Below are 15629 nucleotides of genomic sequence, written 5' to 3' on the forward strand. Positions count from 1 at the left end.
CCGGAAACGCCTCATGACAGGGCAATGATCCTTCCAGCCACTGGCTCGTGGAGTTTCAGTGCCTTGGCAAGCGCAAATGGTTCAAGGGGATATGGAACTTACGCGATTATTCGGCGGGTTCGAGTTCATTTTCCAAGCCAGTTCCAGGCCAGAAATCCTGTTTCATACGCAAATACTATGCCCGGCCCTTTCTCCCTCTCTCGAATTCAAACGACCCACTGCTCTAATTGACGGGCGGCAGACGAAGCGTCCCGCATCCCGCGCGACACCCACGCCTGCGGGAGTTTTTGCATGCAGGACATTCTCTGGATCGGCCTGATCCTCATCCTGTTGGTGGCTAGCTTCAGCTATGTCGCCCTGTGCGACCGGGCTTGAGGAGACTGGCCGCCATGACCATCGATCTCTGGCTCGCCGCTCTGACTGCGCTTGGCCTTCTCCTTTATCTGGTCGCCGTGCTCGCGCGGCCAGAACGATTTTAGAAAAGGCTGATCCATGACCTTTCAAGGATGGCTGCTGATCGCGGCTTTCACCGGCCTGTTGCTGGTCCTCGTCAAGCCCGTCGGCCTCTGGCTGTTCGCGCTCTATGAAGGGCGGCGAACGCCGCTTCATGCCGTGCTCGCTCCGGTCGAGCGGGGCTTCTACCGCCTTTCCGGCGTCGACCCGGAGGAGGAGCAGGGATGGCGCCGCTATGCCGTCCACATGCTTGTCTTCAACGCCGCTCTGCTGCTGCTCACCTATGCCCTGCTGCGGATGCAGGGACTGCTGCCGCTCAATCCGCTCGGCTATGGCGCGGTCGGCGAGCATCTCGCCTTCAACACGGCGATCAGCTTCACCACCAACACCAATTGGCAGAGCTATGCCGGGGAATCGACCCTGTCGAACCTGAGCCAGATGCTGGCGCTGACGATCCATAATTTCCTGTCCGCCGCGACCGGCATCGCGCTCGCCTTCGCGCTGTTCCGCGGCTTCGCCCGGCGCAGCACGACCGGCATCGGCAATTTCTGGGCCGACATAACGCGAGTGACGCTCTATCTGCTGATGCCGGTCTGCATCGTCTATGCGCTGTTCCTGATCGCCAGCGGCGTGCCGCAGACGCTGGCGGGATCGGTCGACCTCACCACGCTCGAGGGGGCGAAGCAGACCCTCGCGCTCGGCCCGGTCGCCTCCCAGGAAGCGATCAAGATGCTGGGCACCAATGGCGGCGGCTTCTTCAACGCCAACAGCGCCCATCCGTTCGAGAACCCCACCGCGCTCACCAATTTCGTGCAGATGTTGTCGATCTTCCTGATCGGCTTCGGGTTGACATATTGCTTCGGCAAGGCGGTCGGCAATGTCCGCCAGGGCTGGGCGATCCTGGCGGCGATGCTCACCATCTTCCTGATCGGCGTCACCATGACCTATTGGCAGGAAGCGGCGGGCAACCCCGTCCTCCACCATCTGGGCGTCGCCGGCGGCAATATGGAGGGGAAGGAAGTCCGTTTCGGCATCGCCGCCTCCGCCCTCTTCTCGGTCGTCACCACGGCGGCAAGCTGCGGCGCGGTCAACGCCATGCATGACAGCTTCACCGCCCTGGGCGGCATGATCCCGCTCATCAACATCCAGTTGGGCGAGGTCGTGGTCGGCGGCGTGGGCGCGGGCATATATGGCTTCCTGCTGTTCGCTATCCTGGCCGTGTTCGTCGCGGGGCTGATGGTCGGCCGCACGCCCGAATATGTCGGTAAGAAGATCGAAAGCCGCGAGGTCAAGCTCGCCGTGCTGGCGATCGCCGTGCTGCCGCTCATCATATTGGGTTTCACCGCCATCGCCTCGGTCCTGCCCGCGGGGCTGGCAGGGCCGCTCAACAAGGGGCCGCACGGGTTCAGCGAAATCCTCTACGCCTTCACCTCGGGCGTGGGCAATAATGGCTCGGCCTTTGCCGGGCTGACCGCCAACACCCCCTTCTACAACGGCATGCTGGGGGTCGCGATGTGGATCGGGCGGTTCTTCATCATCATTCCGATGCTGGCGATCGCAGGCGGTCTGGCGGCGAAGAAATACACCCCTGAAACCGCGGGTAGTTTCCCCACCACGGGGCCGCTCTGGACGGGGCTGCTGGTCGGCATCGTGCTGATCGTCGGCGGTCTCACCTTCCTGCCCAGCCTCGCCCTTGGTCCTATCGCCGATCATCTCGCGATGATCCGTGGCCAGCTTTTCTAAGGATCACTGCACATGGCCCGATCCACCCGGAAATCGCTCTTCACCGCCGACCTGATCGTTCCCGCGATCGGCGACGCCTTCCGCAAACTCGATCCGCGCGAACTGATCCGCAATCCGGTGATGTTCACCACCGCCGTCGTCGCGACATTGCTGACTGTGCTGCTCGCGGTCGGACAGGACCAACTCGCAATCGGCTTCAAGCTGCAACTGGTGGTCTGGCTCTGGCTGACGGTGCTGTTCGGCACCTTTGCCGAGGCGCTGGCCGAAGGGCGTGGCAAGGCACAGGCCGCCTCGCTGCGCGCCACCAAAGCCGAGTTGTCCGCCAAGCGGCTGAAGGGCGACAGCTTCGAAACCGTGCCCGCCAGTGCGCTCAAAATGGGAGACGTGGTGCTGATCGAAACCGGCGATCTCATCCCTTCCGATGGGGATGTCGTCGCGGGCGTCGCCTCGGTCAACGAAGCCGCCATCACCGGCGAATCCGCGCCGGTGATCCGCGAGGCCGGGGGCGACCGTTCGGCGGTGACGGCGGGCACGCGCGTCATCTCCGACCAGATCCGGGTGCGGGTGACGGTCAATCCGGGGCAGGGTTTCCTCGACCGCATGATCGCGCTGGTCGAGGGTGCGGAGCGGCAGAAGACGCCCAATGAGATCGCTCTGACCCTGCTGCTGGTCGGCCTCACCATCATCTTCCTGATCGCGGTGGGCACCATTCCAGGCTTTGCCAGCTATGCGGGCGGCAGCGTGCCCGTGGCGATCCTTGCCGCACTGCTGATCACGCTGATCCCGACCACCATCGCAGCATTGCTTTCGGCCATCGGCATCGCGGGGATGGACCGGCTGGTACGCTTCAACGTGCTGGCGAAATCGGGTCGGGCCGTGGAGGCGGCGGGCGACATCGACACGCTGTTGCTCGACAAGACCGGCACCATCACGGTGGGCGATCGCCAGGCGACGGAGTTCCGTCCCGTCGGCACCACGTCGCAGGCCGAGCTGGCTGAAGCGGCATTGCTCGCCAGCCTGGCCGACGAAACGCCGGAGGGCCGATCCATCGTCCTGCTGGCCCGCGAGACGTTCGGCCGGACCGCGACCGCTTTGCCCGAAGGCGCGGGAGTCATCCCCTTCACCGCCCAGACCCGCATCTCCGGCGTGCAATGGAACGGCGGCATCATCCAGAAAGGCGCGGTGGACAGCATATTGCGCGCCAATCCCGGCCTCGACAAGGAAGCACCGACGCAGGAACTGCGCCGCATCACGGACGAGATCGCCCGCGCCGGCGGCACGCCGCTGGCCGTGGCGAAGGACGGCAGGCTGCTCGGCGCGATATTCCTCAAGGATATCGTCAAGGCCGGAATCCGTGAACGTTTCGGAGAATTGCGGCGAATGGGGATTCGCACGGTGATGATCACCGGCGACAATCCATTGACCGCCGCCTCCATCGCGGCCGAGGCGGGAGTCGACGATTTCCTGGCCCAGGCGACCCCGGAGGACAAATTGGGCCTGATCCGCAAGGAGCAGCAGGGCGGGCGTCTGGTGGCCATGTGCGGCGACGGCACCAACGACGCGCCCGCCCTGGCACAGGCGGACGTGGGCGTCGCGATGAACACCGGCACGCAGGCGGCGCGCGAGGCGGGGAACATGGTCGACCTCGACAGCGATCCCACCAAGCTGATCGAGGTGGTGGGGCTGGGCAAGCAGTTGCTGATGACCCGCGGCGCGCTCACCACCTTTTCGGTCGCCAATGACGTCGCCAAATATTTCGCGATCATACCGGCCATGTTCGTAGCGCTCTATCCGGGGCTGAAGATACTCAACGTCATGGGCCTCGCCAGTCCGCAGAGCGCGATCCTGTCCGCCATCATCTTCAACGCGCTGATCATCCCCTGCCTGGTGCCGCTGGCGCTGCGAGGCGTCACCTACCGGCCGATCGGCGCCGGGCCGCTGCTGGCACGAAACCTCGCCATTTACGGGCTGGGCGGGCTGGTGGCGCCGTTCGCCGGGATCAAGATCATAGACCTGGCCGTGAATGGCTTGGGCTTGGCCTAAAACAGACAAAGGGCATGACGATGTTCAACGATCTCCAATCTTCTCTCCGGCCGGCGCTGGCGATGACCCTGCTCTTCGCACTGTTGCTGGGCATCGCCTATCCGCTGGCGCTCACCGGCATCGGTCAGGCCATCTTCCCGTCCCAGGCCAACGGCAGCCTGATCGAGGATAATGGCAGACCCATCGGTTCGGCCCTGATCGGCCAAAGCTTCACGGCCGACCGCTATTTCCATCCCCGCCCGTCGGCGGCGGGCAAAGGTTATGACGGGCTCGCCTCCTCCGGTTCCAACCTTGGCCCCACCAGCAAGGCGCTGGCGGATCGCATCACCCAGGATGTCCAGGCCCTCCATTCACCCGGTCGCCCCGTTCCGTCCGATCTGGTGACAGCCTCCGCATCGGGACTCGACCCCCATATCAGTCCCGATGCGGCCTTTTTCCAGGTCGACCGGATCGCCAGGGCACGCGGCCTTGCCCCCGGCCGGGTTCGCGCGCTGGTCGACGAGGCGATCGAGCGGCCGATCCTCGGTTTCCTGGGGGAACCCCGCGTCAACGTCCTCGAAATCAATCGACGGCTGGATGGGATCGGCGCTAATCAGAGACGATGAACGAGCCGGACCGCCGCGATCCCGAAGCCTTTCTGCGCCAGGCGGCGCAGGAGGGCCGTGGCCGTCTCAAGATATTCCTCGGCGCGGCGCCGGGGGTCGGCAAGACCTATGAAATGCTGACCGACGGCATGCAACGGCTGAAATCCGGAATCGACGTGGTGGTGGGCGTGGTCGAGACGCATGGCCGCCGCGAAACCGAAGCGCTGCTCGCCGGCCATGAGGTCATTCCCCGGCGGGAAGTCGAGCATCAGGGCCATCGCCTCGCCGAAATGGATATCGACGCCATATTGGCCCGCCAACCTCAATTGGTGCTGGTCGACGAACTCGCCCATACGAACGCGCGCGGCAGCCGCCATCCCAAGCGCTATCAGGATGTGGAGGAACTGCTGGACGCCGGGATCGACGTCTATTCGACGGTCAATATCCAGCATGTCGAGAGCCTCAACGACATCGTCGCGTCCTTCACCCGCGTCCGGGTGCGTGAGACGGTGCCCGATTCCATCCTCGAAATGGCGGAAATCCAGGTGGTCGACCTGCCGCCCGGTGAGCTGATCGAGCGGCTGAAGGAGGGCAAGGTCTATATCCCCGCCGAAGCCAGCCGGGCGCTCAACCATTTCTTCTCCAGATCCAACCTGACCGCGCTCCGGGAAATGGCGCTGCGCCGCGCCGCACAGGCGGTCGACGCGCAGATGCTGGATTATGTCCGCGCCCATGCTCTGGCCGGCAGCTTCGCGGCGGGCGAGCGGATCGTCGTGGCGATCAGCGAGCTGCCGAGCGCGCAGGGGCTGGTCCGTGCCGCCAAGCGGCTGGCCGATGCGTTGAAGGCGCCGTGGACCGCCGTGCATATCGAAACCCGGCACAGCCTGGCATTCACGGCGGAGGAGCGCGCCCATCTGGCCGATACGATGGCACTGGCGTCGCGGCTGGGCGCGACCACCGCGACCATCCCCGCGCCCGGCGTGGTCGAGGGGCTTCGCCAATATGCGACCGATGCCCGCGCCACCCAGATCGTGATCGGCAAGGCGGCGCGAAGCTGGTGGTTCGAACTGCGCCATGGATCGGTGGTGGACCGTCTCGTTCGCGATATGGGCGATGTCGCGATCCATGTCCTGCCCGGCGACGATAGAGGACATCCCCGCCGCGCCGCGTCCGCGACGGCCGGACCATGGGGCAAGCCCAGCGACTATCTCTGGTCGACGCTGATGATCGCGTTGATGACCGCGATCGGCAAGCTGCTGGTCCAGACCATCGCGCTTGGCAATATCGCGCTGCTCTATCTGGTGCCCGTGATGTTCGCCGCCGCCTCCTTCGGCCTGAGGGCCGGGCTGTTCGCGGGTCTGCTCTCCAGCCTGGCCTATAATTTCTTCTTCCTGCCGCCGACCGGCACGCTGACCGTCGCCAATCCGGAAAATGTCATCAGCATCCTCGTCCTGCTGGGCGTCGCCATCGTCACCAGCCAGTTCGCCGCCCGCGTCCGCGCCCAGGCCGACCTGGCCCATGGCAGCGCGCGCCAGAACGCGGCGCTCGCCGGTTTTTCCCGCCAGCTCACCGCTGCCGCCAGCCAGGACGAATTGATGCAGGCGATCTGCGGGGAAGTCGGCCGGCTGTTCGACGTGCGCACCGTGCTGCTGGTCCCTTCGCCCGACGGCCCGCAACTGCGCGCCGCGGTGCCGCCGGAGGACCGGCTGGAGCAGATCGAAAAGGCCGCCGCGCAATGGGCGATGGACAATGAACAGCCCGCCGGGCGCGGTTCCTCCACCCTCACCGCTTCGGACTGGCTGTTCCATCCGCTGCGCACGACACAGACGGGTCGGGGACGGGGCGTATTGGGCGTGCTGGGACTGGCGCGGGAGGATGCAGGCGAACCGTTGCGGTCGGACCAGGTGCCGCTGCTGATGAGCCTGCTCGACCAGGCGTCCATCGCCTTCGACCGCATGGCGCTGGAGGAGGAGATGCTGGACGCGCGCCAGATCCGCGAGCGCGACCGGCTGCGGTCCGCCCTGCTTTCCTCGGTCGGCCATGATCTGCGCACGCCGCTCACCACCATCATCTCGGCCGTGCACGAGCTGAAGCAGCAACACCCTTCCGAGCTTGCCGACACGGTCGAGGCGGAGGCGCAGCGGCTGACCCGCTTCGTCGCCAACCTGCTCGACATGGCGCGGGTGGAGGCGGGCGCGCTTCCCCTGAAGGTCGAGCCGATCGACCTGTTCGATGCGGTCGCGGGGGCGGTACACGACACCCGCCAGTCGCTGGCCGGGCACGAGGTCAGGGTCGATATCTTGCCCGACATACCGCTGGTCCGGGTCGATCCGACGCTGCTGCACCACATCCTCATCAACCTGCTCGACAATGCGGGGCGCTATGCCGAACCGGGCACGCCGGTCGTCATCAGCGGCCAGCGCCTGCCGGATGCCATCACCCTGTCGGTGATCGACGAAGGTCCCGGCATCCCGCCGGGCAGCGAGGTGCGCGTCTTCGACACCTTCACCCGCATGGAAGGATCGGACCGGGTCAAGCATGGGACGGGCCTTGGCCTCGCCATCGTCAAGGGCTTTGCCGAGGCGATGGGGCTCGGCGTATCGGCCGCCAACCAGACCGATCCGGCCGGTGCCTGCTTCACCCTGACCTTTCCGCAGATGCTGATCCTGGCTCCGCTCCCCGACGAGGACGTGACATGACCACCCCTTCATCCGGCCGCCACAAGGTCCTGATCATCGATGACGAACCGCAGATCCGCCGCCTGATCCACGCGGCGCTGACCCGTGCCGACTATGCCACGGTGGAGGCGGCCGACGCGCGCGAGGCGCTGGAGAAATTGCGGGAGGAGCGGCCGGATATCAGCCTGCTCGACCTGGGCCTGCCGGACCGCGACGGGCTGGAGCTGGTGCCGCTCATCAAGCAGCATTCGGACACCGGGCTGATCGTCATATCGGCGCGCGACGCGACCGAGCAGAAGGTGGCGGCGCTGGACCTGGGTGCGGACGATTATCTGACCAAGCCCTTCGACACCGACGAACTGCTCGCCCGCGTGCGCGTGGCGCTGCGCAACCGGATGACCAAGGATGGCGGCATGTCGGCGGTGCGGGCGGGCGATGTGACGATCGACCTGATGACGCGGATCGTCACCAAGGCGGGCAAGGAAGTGCATCTGACGCCGAAGGAATATGGCGTGCTGGTGCAACTGGCCAAATATCCGGGACGGGTGATCACCCACCAGCAGATCATGGCCAAGGTCTGGCCGAACGAGCATGAGCATCATGTCGAATATCTGCGCGTGCTGGTGCGCACGTTGCGGCAGAAGCTGGAGGACGATCCTCAACGGCCCCGGATCATCGCGAATGAATTGGGAATCGGATATCGGTTGAAGGAGGGGGATGGCGGGGAAACCGTGTCGCGCTTGGCGTAAACCGTCATTCCCGTGGAGACGGCAATGACGCGATAGGCTCGCCCCTTAAATTTCCACCTGCGATCCCAGTTCCACCACCCGGTTGGTCGGCAGCTTGAAGAAATCCATCGGCGTCACCGCATTGCGCATCATCCAGGCGAACAGCTTCTCCCGCCAGATCGCCATGCCGGGCTTCTCCGACGGGATCAGCGTCTGGCGGCTGAGGAAATAGCTGGTCTGGCTGATGGCGATGGGGCCGCCGCAGCCTTCCACCGCCTTCATCGCCGCGGGGATGTCGACCTCTTCCATGAAGCCGTGGCGCAGCACCACGCGATAGAAGCCCTCGCCCAGATCGGTCACCTCGGAACGGCCGGCCAGCGGCAGGTGCGGCACGCCCTCCGTCCGCACGGTCAGGATGATGACGCGCTCGTGCAATATCTTGTTATGCTTCACATTGTGCAGCAGCGCGGGGGGCACGCCTTCGATCCGGGAATTGAGGAAGATCGCCGTTCCCGGCACGCGCTTCAGGGAACCGGAGACGGACCGGACGAACAGCTCCACCTCCATCGCCCCTTCCATCAGGTAGAAGTTCATGATCTTGCGCCCGGTCGACCAGGTGGTGAGGACCAGGAACACCACCGCCGCCACCAGCAGCGGGAACCATCCGCCATCGGGGATCTTGGTGGCGTTGGAAAGGAAATAGGCGCCGTCCACGGCCAGGAACAGCCCCGTCACCGCCCCCGCAAGCAACCGGTTCCAGCGCCATACGCTGAAGGTCAGCACCCCCATCATGCAAGTGGTGATGACCATGGTTCCCGTGACGGCGATGCCATAGGCCGCGGCCAGATTGCTCGACGACTGGAAACCCAGGACCAGCAGCACCACCAGGAACAGCAGCGCCCAGTTGACCAGCGGCACATAGATCTGCCCCTGCGCCGAGGCGCTGGTATGGGCGATCTTGAGCCGGGGCAGGAAGCCGAGCTGCACCGCCTGCTGCGTCACGGAAAAGGCGCCGGAAATCACAGCCTGGCTGGCTATGACCGTCGCGAGCGTGGCCAGGATCACCAGCGGCAGGCGCGCCCAGTCCGGCGCCAGCAGGAAGAAGGGATTTTCCGCCGCTTCGGGCAGGTCCAGCAGCAGCGCGCCCTGCCCCATATAGTTGAGCAGCAGGCAGGGGAAGGCGGCATAGAGCCAGGCGATGCTGATCGCCTTGCGCCCGAAATGCCCCATGTCCGCGTAGAGCGCCTCCGCCCCCGTCACCGCCAGCACGACGGAACCCAGCGCGAGGAAGGCGAGCTTCGCGTCGAGCGCGAAGAAATGCACCGCCCACATCGGGTTGACGATGGCGACGATCCCCGGATGCCGCAGGATATTGAGGATGCCCAGTGCCGCCAGGACCAGGAAATAGGCCGCCATGACCGGCCCGAACAGCGCGCCGACCCGCGCCGTGCCGTGCTTCTGGATCACGAACAGGCCGATCAGGATGATGATGGCGATCGGCAGGACAAAGGGCGCGAAACCGTCATTCACCGTCTCCAGCCCCTCAACCGCCGACAGGACGGACACGGCCGGCGTGATGATGGCATCGCCATAGAAGAGCGCAGCGGCCAGCACCCCCAATATGGCGATGGTCGGCGTCCAGCGGCTTTCCCCCAGCTTGCGGGAGATCATGGCCAGGAGCGCCATGCTGCCGCCTTCGCCATGATTGTCGGCGCGCATGATGATGAACACATATTTGACCGTGACGATCAGCGTCATCGTCCAGAAGACCAGCGAGAGCACGCCATAGATATGGGCCGGGTCGACCGCCAGCGGATGATGGCCGACGAAGCTTTCCTTCAGCGCATAGAGGGGTGACGTGCCGATATCGCCGAACACCACGCCGAGCGCGCCCAGCGCCAGCAGCGGCAGCTTTTCCTGCGAATGACCGTGGCTTGCCACGCCGCCTGCTCGATCCGTCATCCGTGCACTACCCGCTGTTATCGGACCCGCCCATCGCACAGAGCCGCATAGGTTTTCCAGTGCGGCTTTGGGCGATCGGCATAGGATTCGCATATGAATGACTGAAGATGTGGCCGAATCCTATGACATTTCAACGGAAACGGTCGGGTCCCGCTCTCGAGAAACTATGCGGGGATGCGTAATGGAACATCCTCCCGGAAAGGAGGATGTCGTCATGGCTCCCTGGTATGAACGGTGGACGGCGCAGATCGGGTTGCGGCTGGCGGGCTTGTTGCTGCTGGCCTCGGCCTGGCCCGAGGGCGGACTGCTGCGTCGCCTGGTCCTGCAAAATCCGGCGGCGGGCGTGGACGTGACCGAATTCCTGCTCGCCGCGCTGCTGTTCGTGAGCGCCAGCGCGGGCGCGGCGCTGATCGTGATGGGGCCGCTGCTGTGGAAGCCGGTGCAGCTTTCGGCCCGCTGGTCGAGTTCCGACGGGAAGGAGCGGACTTAGAGCGGATTCCGATCTGATTGAATCAGATCGGCCGCTCTAAGTCTTTTATTTGCCGCGATTTCTTAACCGTCAGATGATGCCATCTGACTGGAAATCGCTCTAGCGTCCGGGGCGCGCACGGCCGATCGTCACGAACAATCCCCCTTCCGCCGCGAGCCGGGGAAGCCAGCCAAACTGCGCCAGCATATCCTCCAGCCACCAGCCGTCCTCTTCCGGGTCGGTCAGCGCATGTTGCTCATCGGCCTGCCCAACCAGCGCGCCCGGCACGGAGCGGATATAGTCGATCCCCTGCCCCGCGAACCAGCGCCTGACCTCGGCCAGGCTGTGGCGATGTTCCTCGGGATGCCGATATTGGTCGCGCAGCCAGGCCCGATGCCGGTCCGCTTGCCCGCTGCGTTCGGCCAGCACCCGGTCGCCGGGTGTCCAGCGCCAACCGCTGAGCCTCGCCGCCAGCCGCCGCGCCCGGTGCGGCAGGCGCGCATAAAGATTGTAAAGGCCGATGATCACCAGCCCGCCGGGCCGCGCCAGCCGGGCGACCGGGCCGAAAGCCGCGCAGGGGTCGGGCGTGTGATGCAGGACGCCCGAACAATAGACCACATCGAACGCCCCGGCGCGAAGACCGGGATGGTGGATGTCCGTTTCGACGAACTGGACCTGATCGATCCGCAGCCGCTTCGCCGCTGCCCGGCCCAGCGCAAGGGATGCGCGGCAGAGGTCTGCGGCGATCACTACGCGCTCGCCACGCGCGAGGTAGAGGCTCATCTGGCCGGTGCCGCAGCCGACCTCCACGATCCGCGCGTCATAGGGGATCGCCGCGTCGAGCTGCCGCGCGAAGGGGCTGCGTCCGGCGCGGGCGCGCAGCCAATCGATGCTGTCGCGCGGCGGATAGCCGGGGAAAGGCGACGCCGTGTAGAAGCGCCGCACCTCTTCGGTCCGGTCGTCCGCGGGCAGGCGCAGGTCGGCGATGCCGTCCCGCATCGCATAGGTCGCCCGACAATCGCTACAACCCAGCCCCTCGTCCGCCGCATCGTCCAGCGGCCCGCCGCAGCGGGGGCAGGCAAGCAGAGACAGCGCATGGGCATCCATCGCTAGAAGATCGAATAGATGAAGGGCGCCAGCGCCTCCACCCCGGCGGCCAGCGTCAGGATGACGCCCAGCGAGCAGAGGAAGACCACCAGCGGGATCATCCACCGCCGCCCGCCCGATGCGTGCCAGAGCCCCCGCACCAGATCGGCGACCGTGGCCGATGCGCTGCCGGCGATGATGAGCTGACGCCGCAGGCGTCCCTTGCGCCGGATCATGCCATGACCTCCATGCGTTGCGCCTGCCGCGCCCGGTCGCGGCGGACGACGACATCATCCGCGACCAGCAGGTCCATGCCCGCGCGGCGGAAGGTCGAATAGCCTTCCGCCGCGCTGGTCACGATCGGATCGCCGGCGATGTTGAACGATGTGTTGAGCAGGACGGGGATGCCGTGGCAGCGGCCATAGGCGCCGAGCAGCCGGTGGAGGCGCGGCGCCATGGCAGCTTCCAACACCTGCACGCGGGCGGTGCCGTCGACATGGGTGACGGCGCGCAGCCTGTCCCGCCATTCCGGCCGCACCGGAAAGACGCCGGACATGAAGCGGCCCAGCCGGGCGCCGCCGGGGGGCAATTCGAAAAAGGTCGCAGCCTGTTCCACCGGCACCACGGGCGCGAAGGGGCGGAAGGATTCCCGGAACTTGATATCGCGGTTGATCCGGTCGCGCATCGCCGCGTCGCCCGGATCGGCCAATATGCTGCGATGGCCAAGCGCCCGCGGACCGAATTCCACCGCGCCCTCCATCCAACCGACGACGGCGCCCCGCCCGATGGCGTCCGCCACATTGTCGATCATGTCCGCTTCCGCCGCCCGCTCGAACGCCAGCCCGTCCTCGGCAGCAAGGCGGGCCAGATCGTCGGGTTCAACGGCCGGTCCCCAGAAGGGATGATCCGGACAGTCGCGATGCGGCTGGCCGAAGAGGATGCGATCGGCCCAGAGCGCCGCGCCCAGCGCGCAGCCCGCATCGCCGGGCGCGGACGGCACGAACAGCCGTTCGAACCCGGCTTCGCGCAGGATGCGGGCATTGGCGACGCCGTTCAGCGCCACCCCGCCGCCCAGGCAGAGATCGGCCAGGCCGGTCTCCTTCCGAAACGCCGTGGCGATATCGACGATCACCTCCTCCAGCACCCTCTGGGCGCTGGCCGCGACGTCGGCATAGTGCCGGCCCTGCGCCGTGCCGGGGTCGACCGGCTCGAAACGGTCGCGGGGCGGACCGAACAGGTCGACGAAGCGTCGCGAATAGGCGGCGTCGACCGCCCGGTGATAGTCGAAATAGCCGAGGTCGAGGGAGAAAGCCCCATCGGGCGTCCGCCGCAATATCCGCCGCACCTCGTCGGCAAAGCGCGGCGCGCCATAGGCGGCAAGGCCCATCACCTTATATTCGCCCTCATTGACCGGAAACCCCAGCCAGGCGGTGAAGGCCGAATAGAAGAGGCCGAGCGAATGGGGAAAGCGGACCTCGCGCAGCAGACGGATGTCGACCGGGCCGCCTGGACGCTTGCTGCCCTGCCCGACCGTCAGCGTCGCCCATTCGCCCACGCCGTCGGCGGTCAGGATCGCCGCCTCTTCCGTCGGCGCGGTCAGGAAGGCGGCGGCCGCATGGGAGAGATGATGGTCGGTGAAATGCACCCGCCTGGCGGGAATGCCGAGCTGCGCGCTGACGATGCCGCGCACCCACAGCTTTTCCCCGACCATGTTCTTCATCGCCTTGGGAAAGATGCGCCAGCTTTGCGGGAAACCACGCAACAGGGTCATCAGCACCCGGTCGAACTTGAGCGCGGGCCGTTCATAGAAGATCGCCGCGTCCAGCGCCTCCGGCTCCAACCCCGCCTGGTCGAGGCACCATTCGATCGCACGCATCGGGAAAGCCGGATCGTTCTTGGACCGCGAAAGCCGTTCCTCCTGCACGGCGGCGACCGGCAGGCCGTCGATCGTCAGGGCGGCTGCGGCGTCATGATAGAAGGCGGAGATGCCGAGAATCTTCATCAATATTGCCCTCCTCCGGCGCGCCCTCCCGCCCGGTCGTGCTCGGGGCAGTCGCGCCAGCCCGCCGCCTCCTTCCGCGCGGCCCGCTTCGCCACCCAGGCAAAGGGCGGCAGCAGCAGGAAATAAAGCAGCGTCAGGACCAGCCGGGAAATCATGTCGGCCAGGATCAGCGCCAGCCGCAAATAAGCCCGCCAGAAACGCCGCAGCCGCGCGACCCACAGGGCTCTGCGCGCATCGGGCGCGAGACGGGTGAGTTCGGCACGCGAATAGCGCATGTGCCCCTCCTCATCACGGGCGATCCGGTCGATCACCGCGCGCGTTTGCGGATCATGGTCCAGCACCGCGCCATAGGCGGCAAAGGCCTGCGATGCGGCCCGTTCCGACAGATGAATGAAGGCCAGCAACGCGGCGATGCTCTCCCTTTCCACCTCGAGCCGGTCGAAACCGCGTTCGCCGGGGATAAGGCCGTCGCCCAGCCCATGTTCGGGACCGGGATCGGTCAGCGTCCGCCGCAGCGCCAGCCCGCGCGCGCGGAACAGGGCGGCATGGCGCACCTCGTCCCGTGCATGGGCAAAGAGGCGCCGCCGCAACAATGGATCGTCCGTCATCTCCGCCGCGCGGAAGAGATCGCGGGCGCCCTGCGCCTCCACCTCCGCAAATTGCAGCAGCTTGCGCGCCCGGCGGCGCGGGTCGGCCCAGACCAGCCGGTCGATCGGGACCCGCCAGCCCGTCACCGCACGACGATCCGTCCGGTCATGCCGAACATGCTGTGCATGAAATGGGTGCAGCGTATCTTGTAGCTGCCCGGCGAGGGTGCGATCAGGTGGATGTCAACGCTTTCCCCGCCGCCAAGGTCGACGCGCCCGCCGCTGACCTTACCCGCATCCTCCGGCTTGATCCGCGCCTGGGCGAAAAATTCCTTGCTCGCAAAATCATGGCCGCCCGACGAACCGTTCACGATATGCAGCGTGTAGGGCACCCCATGGTCCAGCAGGATGTCCGACGGATCGAATTTGAAGCTGGACAGGTGGATCGTCAGCAGGCGCGCGCTGCGCCAGTCATCGGTGGATTGCGCTCCGCCCGACGATGCCAGGGTGAACATGGCCAGCAGTGGAAAGGCGAATCGCAGAAAGGGTCTCGAACGGGACATGCCCTGCCTCCTCTGTCATCGGGGATGAGTGGCGGGGCCCGGCCCATCCGGTTCACCGGGCTCGGGAAAAAATTTTGAACCCTTCGGGGATCGAACGCACACTCATGCGGCGGTGCGAAGGAGTCGTTCTTGGAAACGGTCGAGACGGCAGGTCGGGCGGAGGTCGGGGCGCGGGCACGCGCCGATGACGACCTGCGCCTGCTCGCCCGGATCAGGCGGCGCGACCTCAAGGCATTCGAGGCGCTCTACCGTCATTACCAGCCGCGCCTGACGCGGTTCCTGATGACACTGTTGCGCCGGCCGCATCTGGTGGAGGAGGTGCTGGACGACACATTGCTGGTGCTGTGGGACCGGCCCGACAGCTTTGCGGGCAGGAGCAAATTGTCGACCTGGCTGTTCACCATCGCCTGGCGGAAGGCGATGAAGGCGCTGCGCAGGCAGGACGAGCCGATCGAGGACCCGTTCGCGGACACCCGCATGAGCCCCGACCGCTCGCCCGAGCAGACCGTCGGGGACCAGCGGATGCGCGCGGCGTTGCTGGAGGCGCTCGCCGCCCTTTCGCCCGAACAACGGGCGGTGGTCGACCTCTGCTATTTCCACGAGATCGGCTATCGCGAGATTGCGCAGATCATGGACTGCCCGGTGGACACGGTGAAGACGCGAATGTTCCATGCAAGGCGGCATCTGCGGCGCGAACTGGCCGGCGAATTTGGCGACTGGATCTGAAAAGC

14 protein-coding genes are annotated in these 15629 nt (G+C 66.1%); 8 read left to right on the forward strand and 6 right to left on the reverse strand.

All coding sequences use genetic code 11. The features are described 5' to 3' along the window. The first annotated feature begins 389 nt into the window (after positions 1 to 389). The 6 genes from CAF53_RS20805 to CAF53_RS20830 are packed head-to-tail and all read left to right on the forward strand — an operon-like array spanning position 390 to position 8250. Positions 390 to 479, forward strand: a complete 90-nt coding sequence (locus CAF53_RS20805) for a potassium-transporting ATPase subunit F (protein ID WP_046765260.1) — start codon at positions 390 to 392, stop codon at positions 477 to 479. A 13-nt stretch (positions 480 to 492) separates the two neighbouring features. Continuing rightward, positions 493 to 2196, forward strand: coding sequence for a potassium-transporting ATPase subunit KdpA (gene kdpA, locus CAF53_RS20810; RefSeq protein ID WP_100239443.1), 1704 nt, complete (start codon positions 493 to 495; stop codon positions 2194 to 2196). Between the two features lie 12 nt (positions 2197 to 2208). Then, positions 2209 to 4239 (forward strand): potassium-transporting ATPase subunit KdpB, encoded by a 2031-nt coding sequence (gene kdpB, locus CAF53_RS20815; RefSeq protein ID WP_100239444.1) that lies wholly within the window; start codon positions 2209 to 2211, stop codon positions 4237 to 4239. 20 nt (positions 4240 to 4259) lie between these two features. Next, entirely contained in the window at positions 4260 to 4844 is a 585-nt protein-coding gene (kdpC, locus tag CAF53_RS20820) for a potassium-transporting ATPase subunit KdpC (RefSeq protein ID WP_046765347.1), read from the forward strand. Continuing rightward, a complete protein-coding gene (locus CAF53_RS20825) occupies positions 4841 to 7522 on the forward strand; it encodes a sensor histidine kinase KdpD (RefSeq protein ID WP_100239445.1) in 2682 nt (893 codons plus the stop codon). The genes kdpC and CAF53_RS20825 overlap by 4 nt, the downstream gene beginning before the upstream one ends. Further along, the gene (locus CAF53_RS20830) at positions 7519 to 8250 is read left to right on the forward strand and encodes a response regulator transcription factor (RefSeq protein ID WP_046765256.1); all 732 of its coding nucleotides are present in this window, start codon (positions 7519 to 7521) and stop codon (positions 8248 to 8250) included. Before CAF53_RS20825 ends, CAF53_RS20830 begins: the two co-directional genes overlap by 4 nt. 45 nt (positions 8251 to 8295) lie before the next feature. Here CAF53_RS20830 and CAF53_RS20835 read toward each other — a convergent pair whose 3' ends face one another. Beyond that, a complete protein-coding gene (locus tag CAF53_RS20835) occupies positions 8296 to 10191 on the reverse strand; it encodes a potassium transporter Kup (protein ID WP_046765255.1) in 1896 nt (631 codons plus the stop codon). Positions 10192 to 10405: 214 nt separating this feature from the next. Between CAF53_RS20835 and CAF53_RS20840 the strand changes: the two genes are divergently transcribed. After that, a complete protein-coding gene (locus tag CAF53_RS20840) occupies positions 10406 to 10681 on the forward strand; it encodes a hypothetical protein (RefSeq protein ID WP_046765346.1) in 276 nt (91 codons plus the stop codon). A gap of 99 nt (positions 10682 to 10780) precedes the next feature. Here CAF53_RS20840 and CAF53_RS20845 read toward each other — a convergent pair whose 3' ends face one another. From CAF53_RS20845 to CAF53_RS20865, 5 genes are read right to left on the reverse strand one after another with little or no spacing between them, the layout of a single operon-like run. After that, on the reverse strand, positions 10781 to 11767 hold the full coding sequence (locus CAF53_RS20845) for a methyltransferase domain-containing protein (protein WP_100239446.1): 987 nt from the start codon (positions 11765 to 11767) through the stop codon (positions 10781 to 10783). Positions 11768 to 11769: 2 nt separating this feature from the next. Beyond that, positions 11770 to 11982, reverse strand: coding sequence for a DUF5989 family protein (locus CAF53_RS20850; protein WP_046765253.1), 213 nt, complete (start codon positions 11980 to 11982; stop codon positions 11770 to 11772). After that, positions 11979 to 13748 (reverse strand): carbamoyltransferase N-terminal domain-containing protein, encoded by a 1770-nt coding sequence (locus CAF53_RS20855; RefSeq protein WP_100239447.1) that lies wholly within the window; start codon positions 13746 to 13748, stop codon positions 11979 to 11981. The genes CAF53_RS20850 and CAF53_RS20855 overlap by 4 nt, the downstream gene beginning before the upstream one ends. Continuing rightward, positions 13748 to 14482: a ferritin-like domain-containing protein gene (locus CAF53_RS20860; RefSeq protein WP_100239448.1), complete on the reverse strand. Its 735-nt coding sequence runs from the start codon at positions 14480 to 14482 to the stop codon at positions 13748 to 13750. Before CAF53_RS20860 ends, CAF53_RS20855 begins: the two co-directional genes overlap by 1 nt. Next, positions 14479 to 14898, reverse strand: coding sequence for a cupredoxin domain-containing protein (locus CAF53_RS20865; RefSeq protein WP_100239449.1), 420 nt, complete (start codon positions 14896 to 14898; stop codon positions 14479 to 14481). The genes CAF53_RS20860 and CAF53_RS20865 overlap by 4 nt, the downstream gene beginning before the upstream one ends. Positions 14899 to 15027: 129 nt before the next feature. On the opposite strand from CAF53_RS20865, the gene CAF53_RS20870 reads away from it, so the two are divergent. Then, positions 15028 to 15624: a sigma-70 family RNA polymerase sigma factor gene (locus CAF53_RS20870; protein WP_100239450.1), complete on the forward strand. Its 597-nt coding sequence runs from the start codon at positions 15028 to 15030 to the stop codon at positions 15622 to 15624. The last annotated feature ends 5 nt before the right edge of the window (positions 15625 to 15629 follow it).

This window comes from Sphingobium sp. LB126, from assembly GCF_002795205.1.
In the GTDB taxonomy this organism is placed as follows: Bacteria; Pseudomonadota; Alphaproteobacteria; order Sphingomonadales; family Sphingomonadaceae; genus Sphingobium; species Sphingobium chungbukense.

What these genes read in the sequence shown, in the direction of transcription:
- CAF53_RS20840 (WP_046765346.1), top strand. Translation starts at nt 10,406, where the DNA reads ATGGCTCCCTGGTATGAACGGTGGACGGCGCAGATCGGGTTGCGGCTG.
- CAF53_RS20825 (WP_100239445.1), top strand. Translation starts at nt 4,841, where the DNA reads ATGAACGAGCCGGACCGCCGCGATCCCGAAGCCTTTCTGCGCCAGGCG.
- CAF53_RS20835 (WP_046765255.1), bottom strand. Translation starts at nt 10,191, where the DNA reads ATGACGGATCGAGCAGGCGGCGTGGCAAGCCACGGTCATTCGCAGGAA.
- CAF53_RS20845 (WP_100239446.1), bottom strand. Translation starts at nt 11,767, where the DNA reads ATGGATGCCCATGCGCTGTCTCTGCTTGCCTGCCCCCGCTGCGGCGGG.
- CAF53_RS20805 (WP_046765260.1), top strand. Translation starts at nt 390, where the DNA reads ATGACCATCGATCTCTGGCTCGCCGCTCTGACTGCGCTTGGCCTTCTC.
- kdpB (WP_100239444.1), top strand. Translation starts at nt 2,209, where the DNA reads ATGGCCCGATCCACCCGGAAATCGCTCTTCACCGCCGACCTGATCGTT.
- CAF53_RS20865 (WP_100239449.1), bottom strand. Translation starts at nt 14,898, where the DNA reads ATGTCCCGTTCGAGACCCTTTCTGCGATTCGCCTTTCCACTGCTGGCC.
- CAF53_RS20855 (WP_100239447.1), bottom strand. Translation starts at nt 13,748, where the DNA reads ATGAAGATTCTCGGCATCTCCGCCTTCTATCATGACGCCGCAGCCGCC.
- kdpC (WP_046765347.1), top strand. Translation starts at nt 4,260, where the DNA reads ATGTTCAACGATCTCCAATCTTCTCTCCGGCCGGCGCTGGCGATGACC.
- CAF53_RS20830 (WP_046765256.1), top strand. Translation starts at nt 7,519, where the DNA reads ATGACCACCCCTTCATCCGGCCGCCACAAGGTCCTGATCATCGATGAC.
- CAF53_RS20850 (WP_046765253.1), bottom strand. Translation starts at nt 11,982, where the DNA reads ATGATCCGGCGCAAGGGACGCCTGCGGCGTCAGCTCATCATCGCCGGC.
- kdpA (WP_100239443.1), top strand. Translation starts at nt 493, where the DNA reads ATGACCTTTCAAGGATGGCTGCTGATCGCGGCTTTCACCGGCCTGTTG.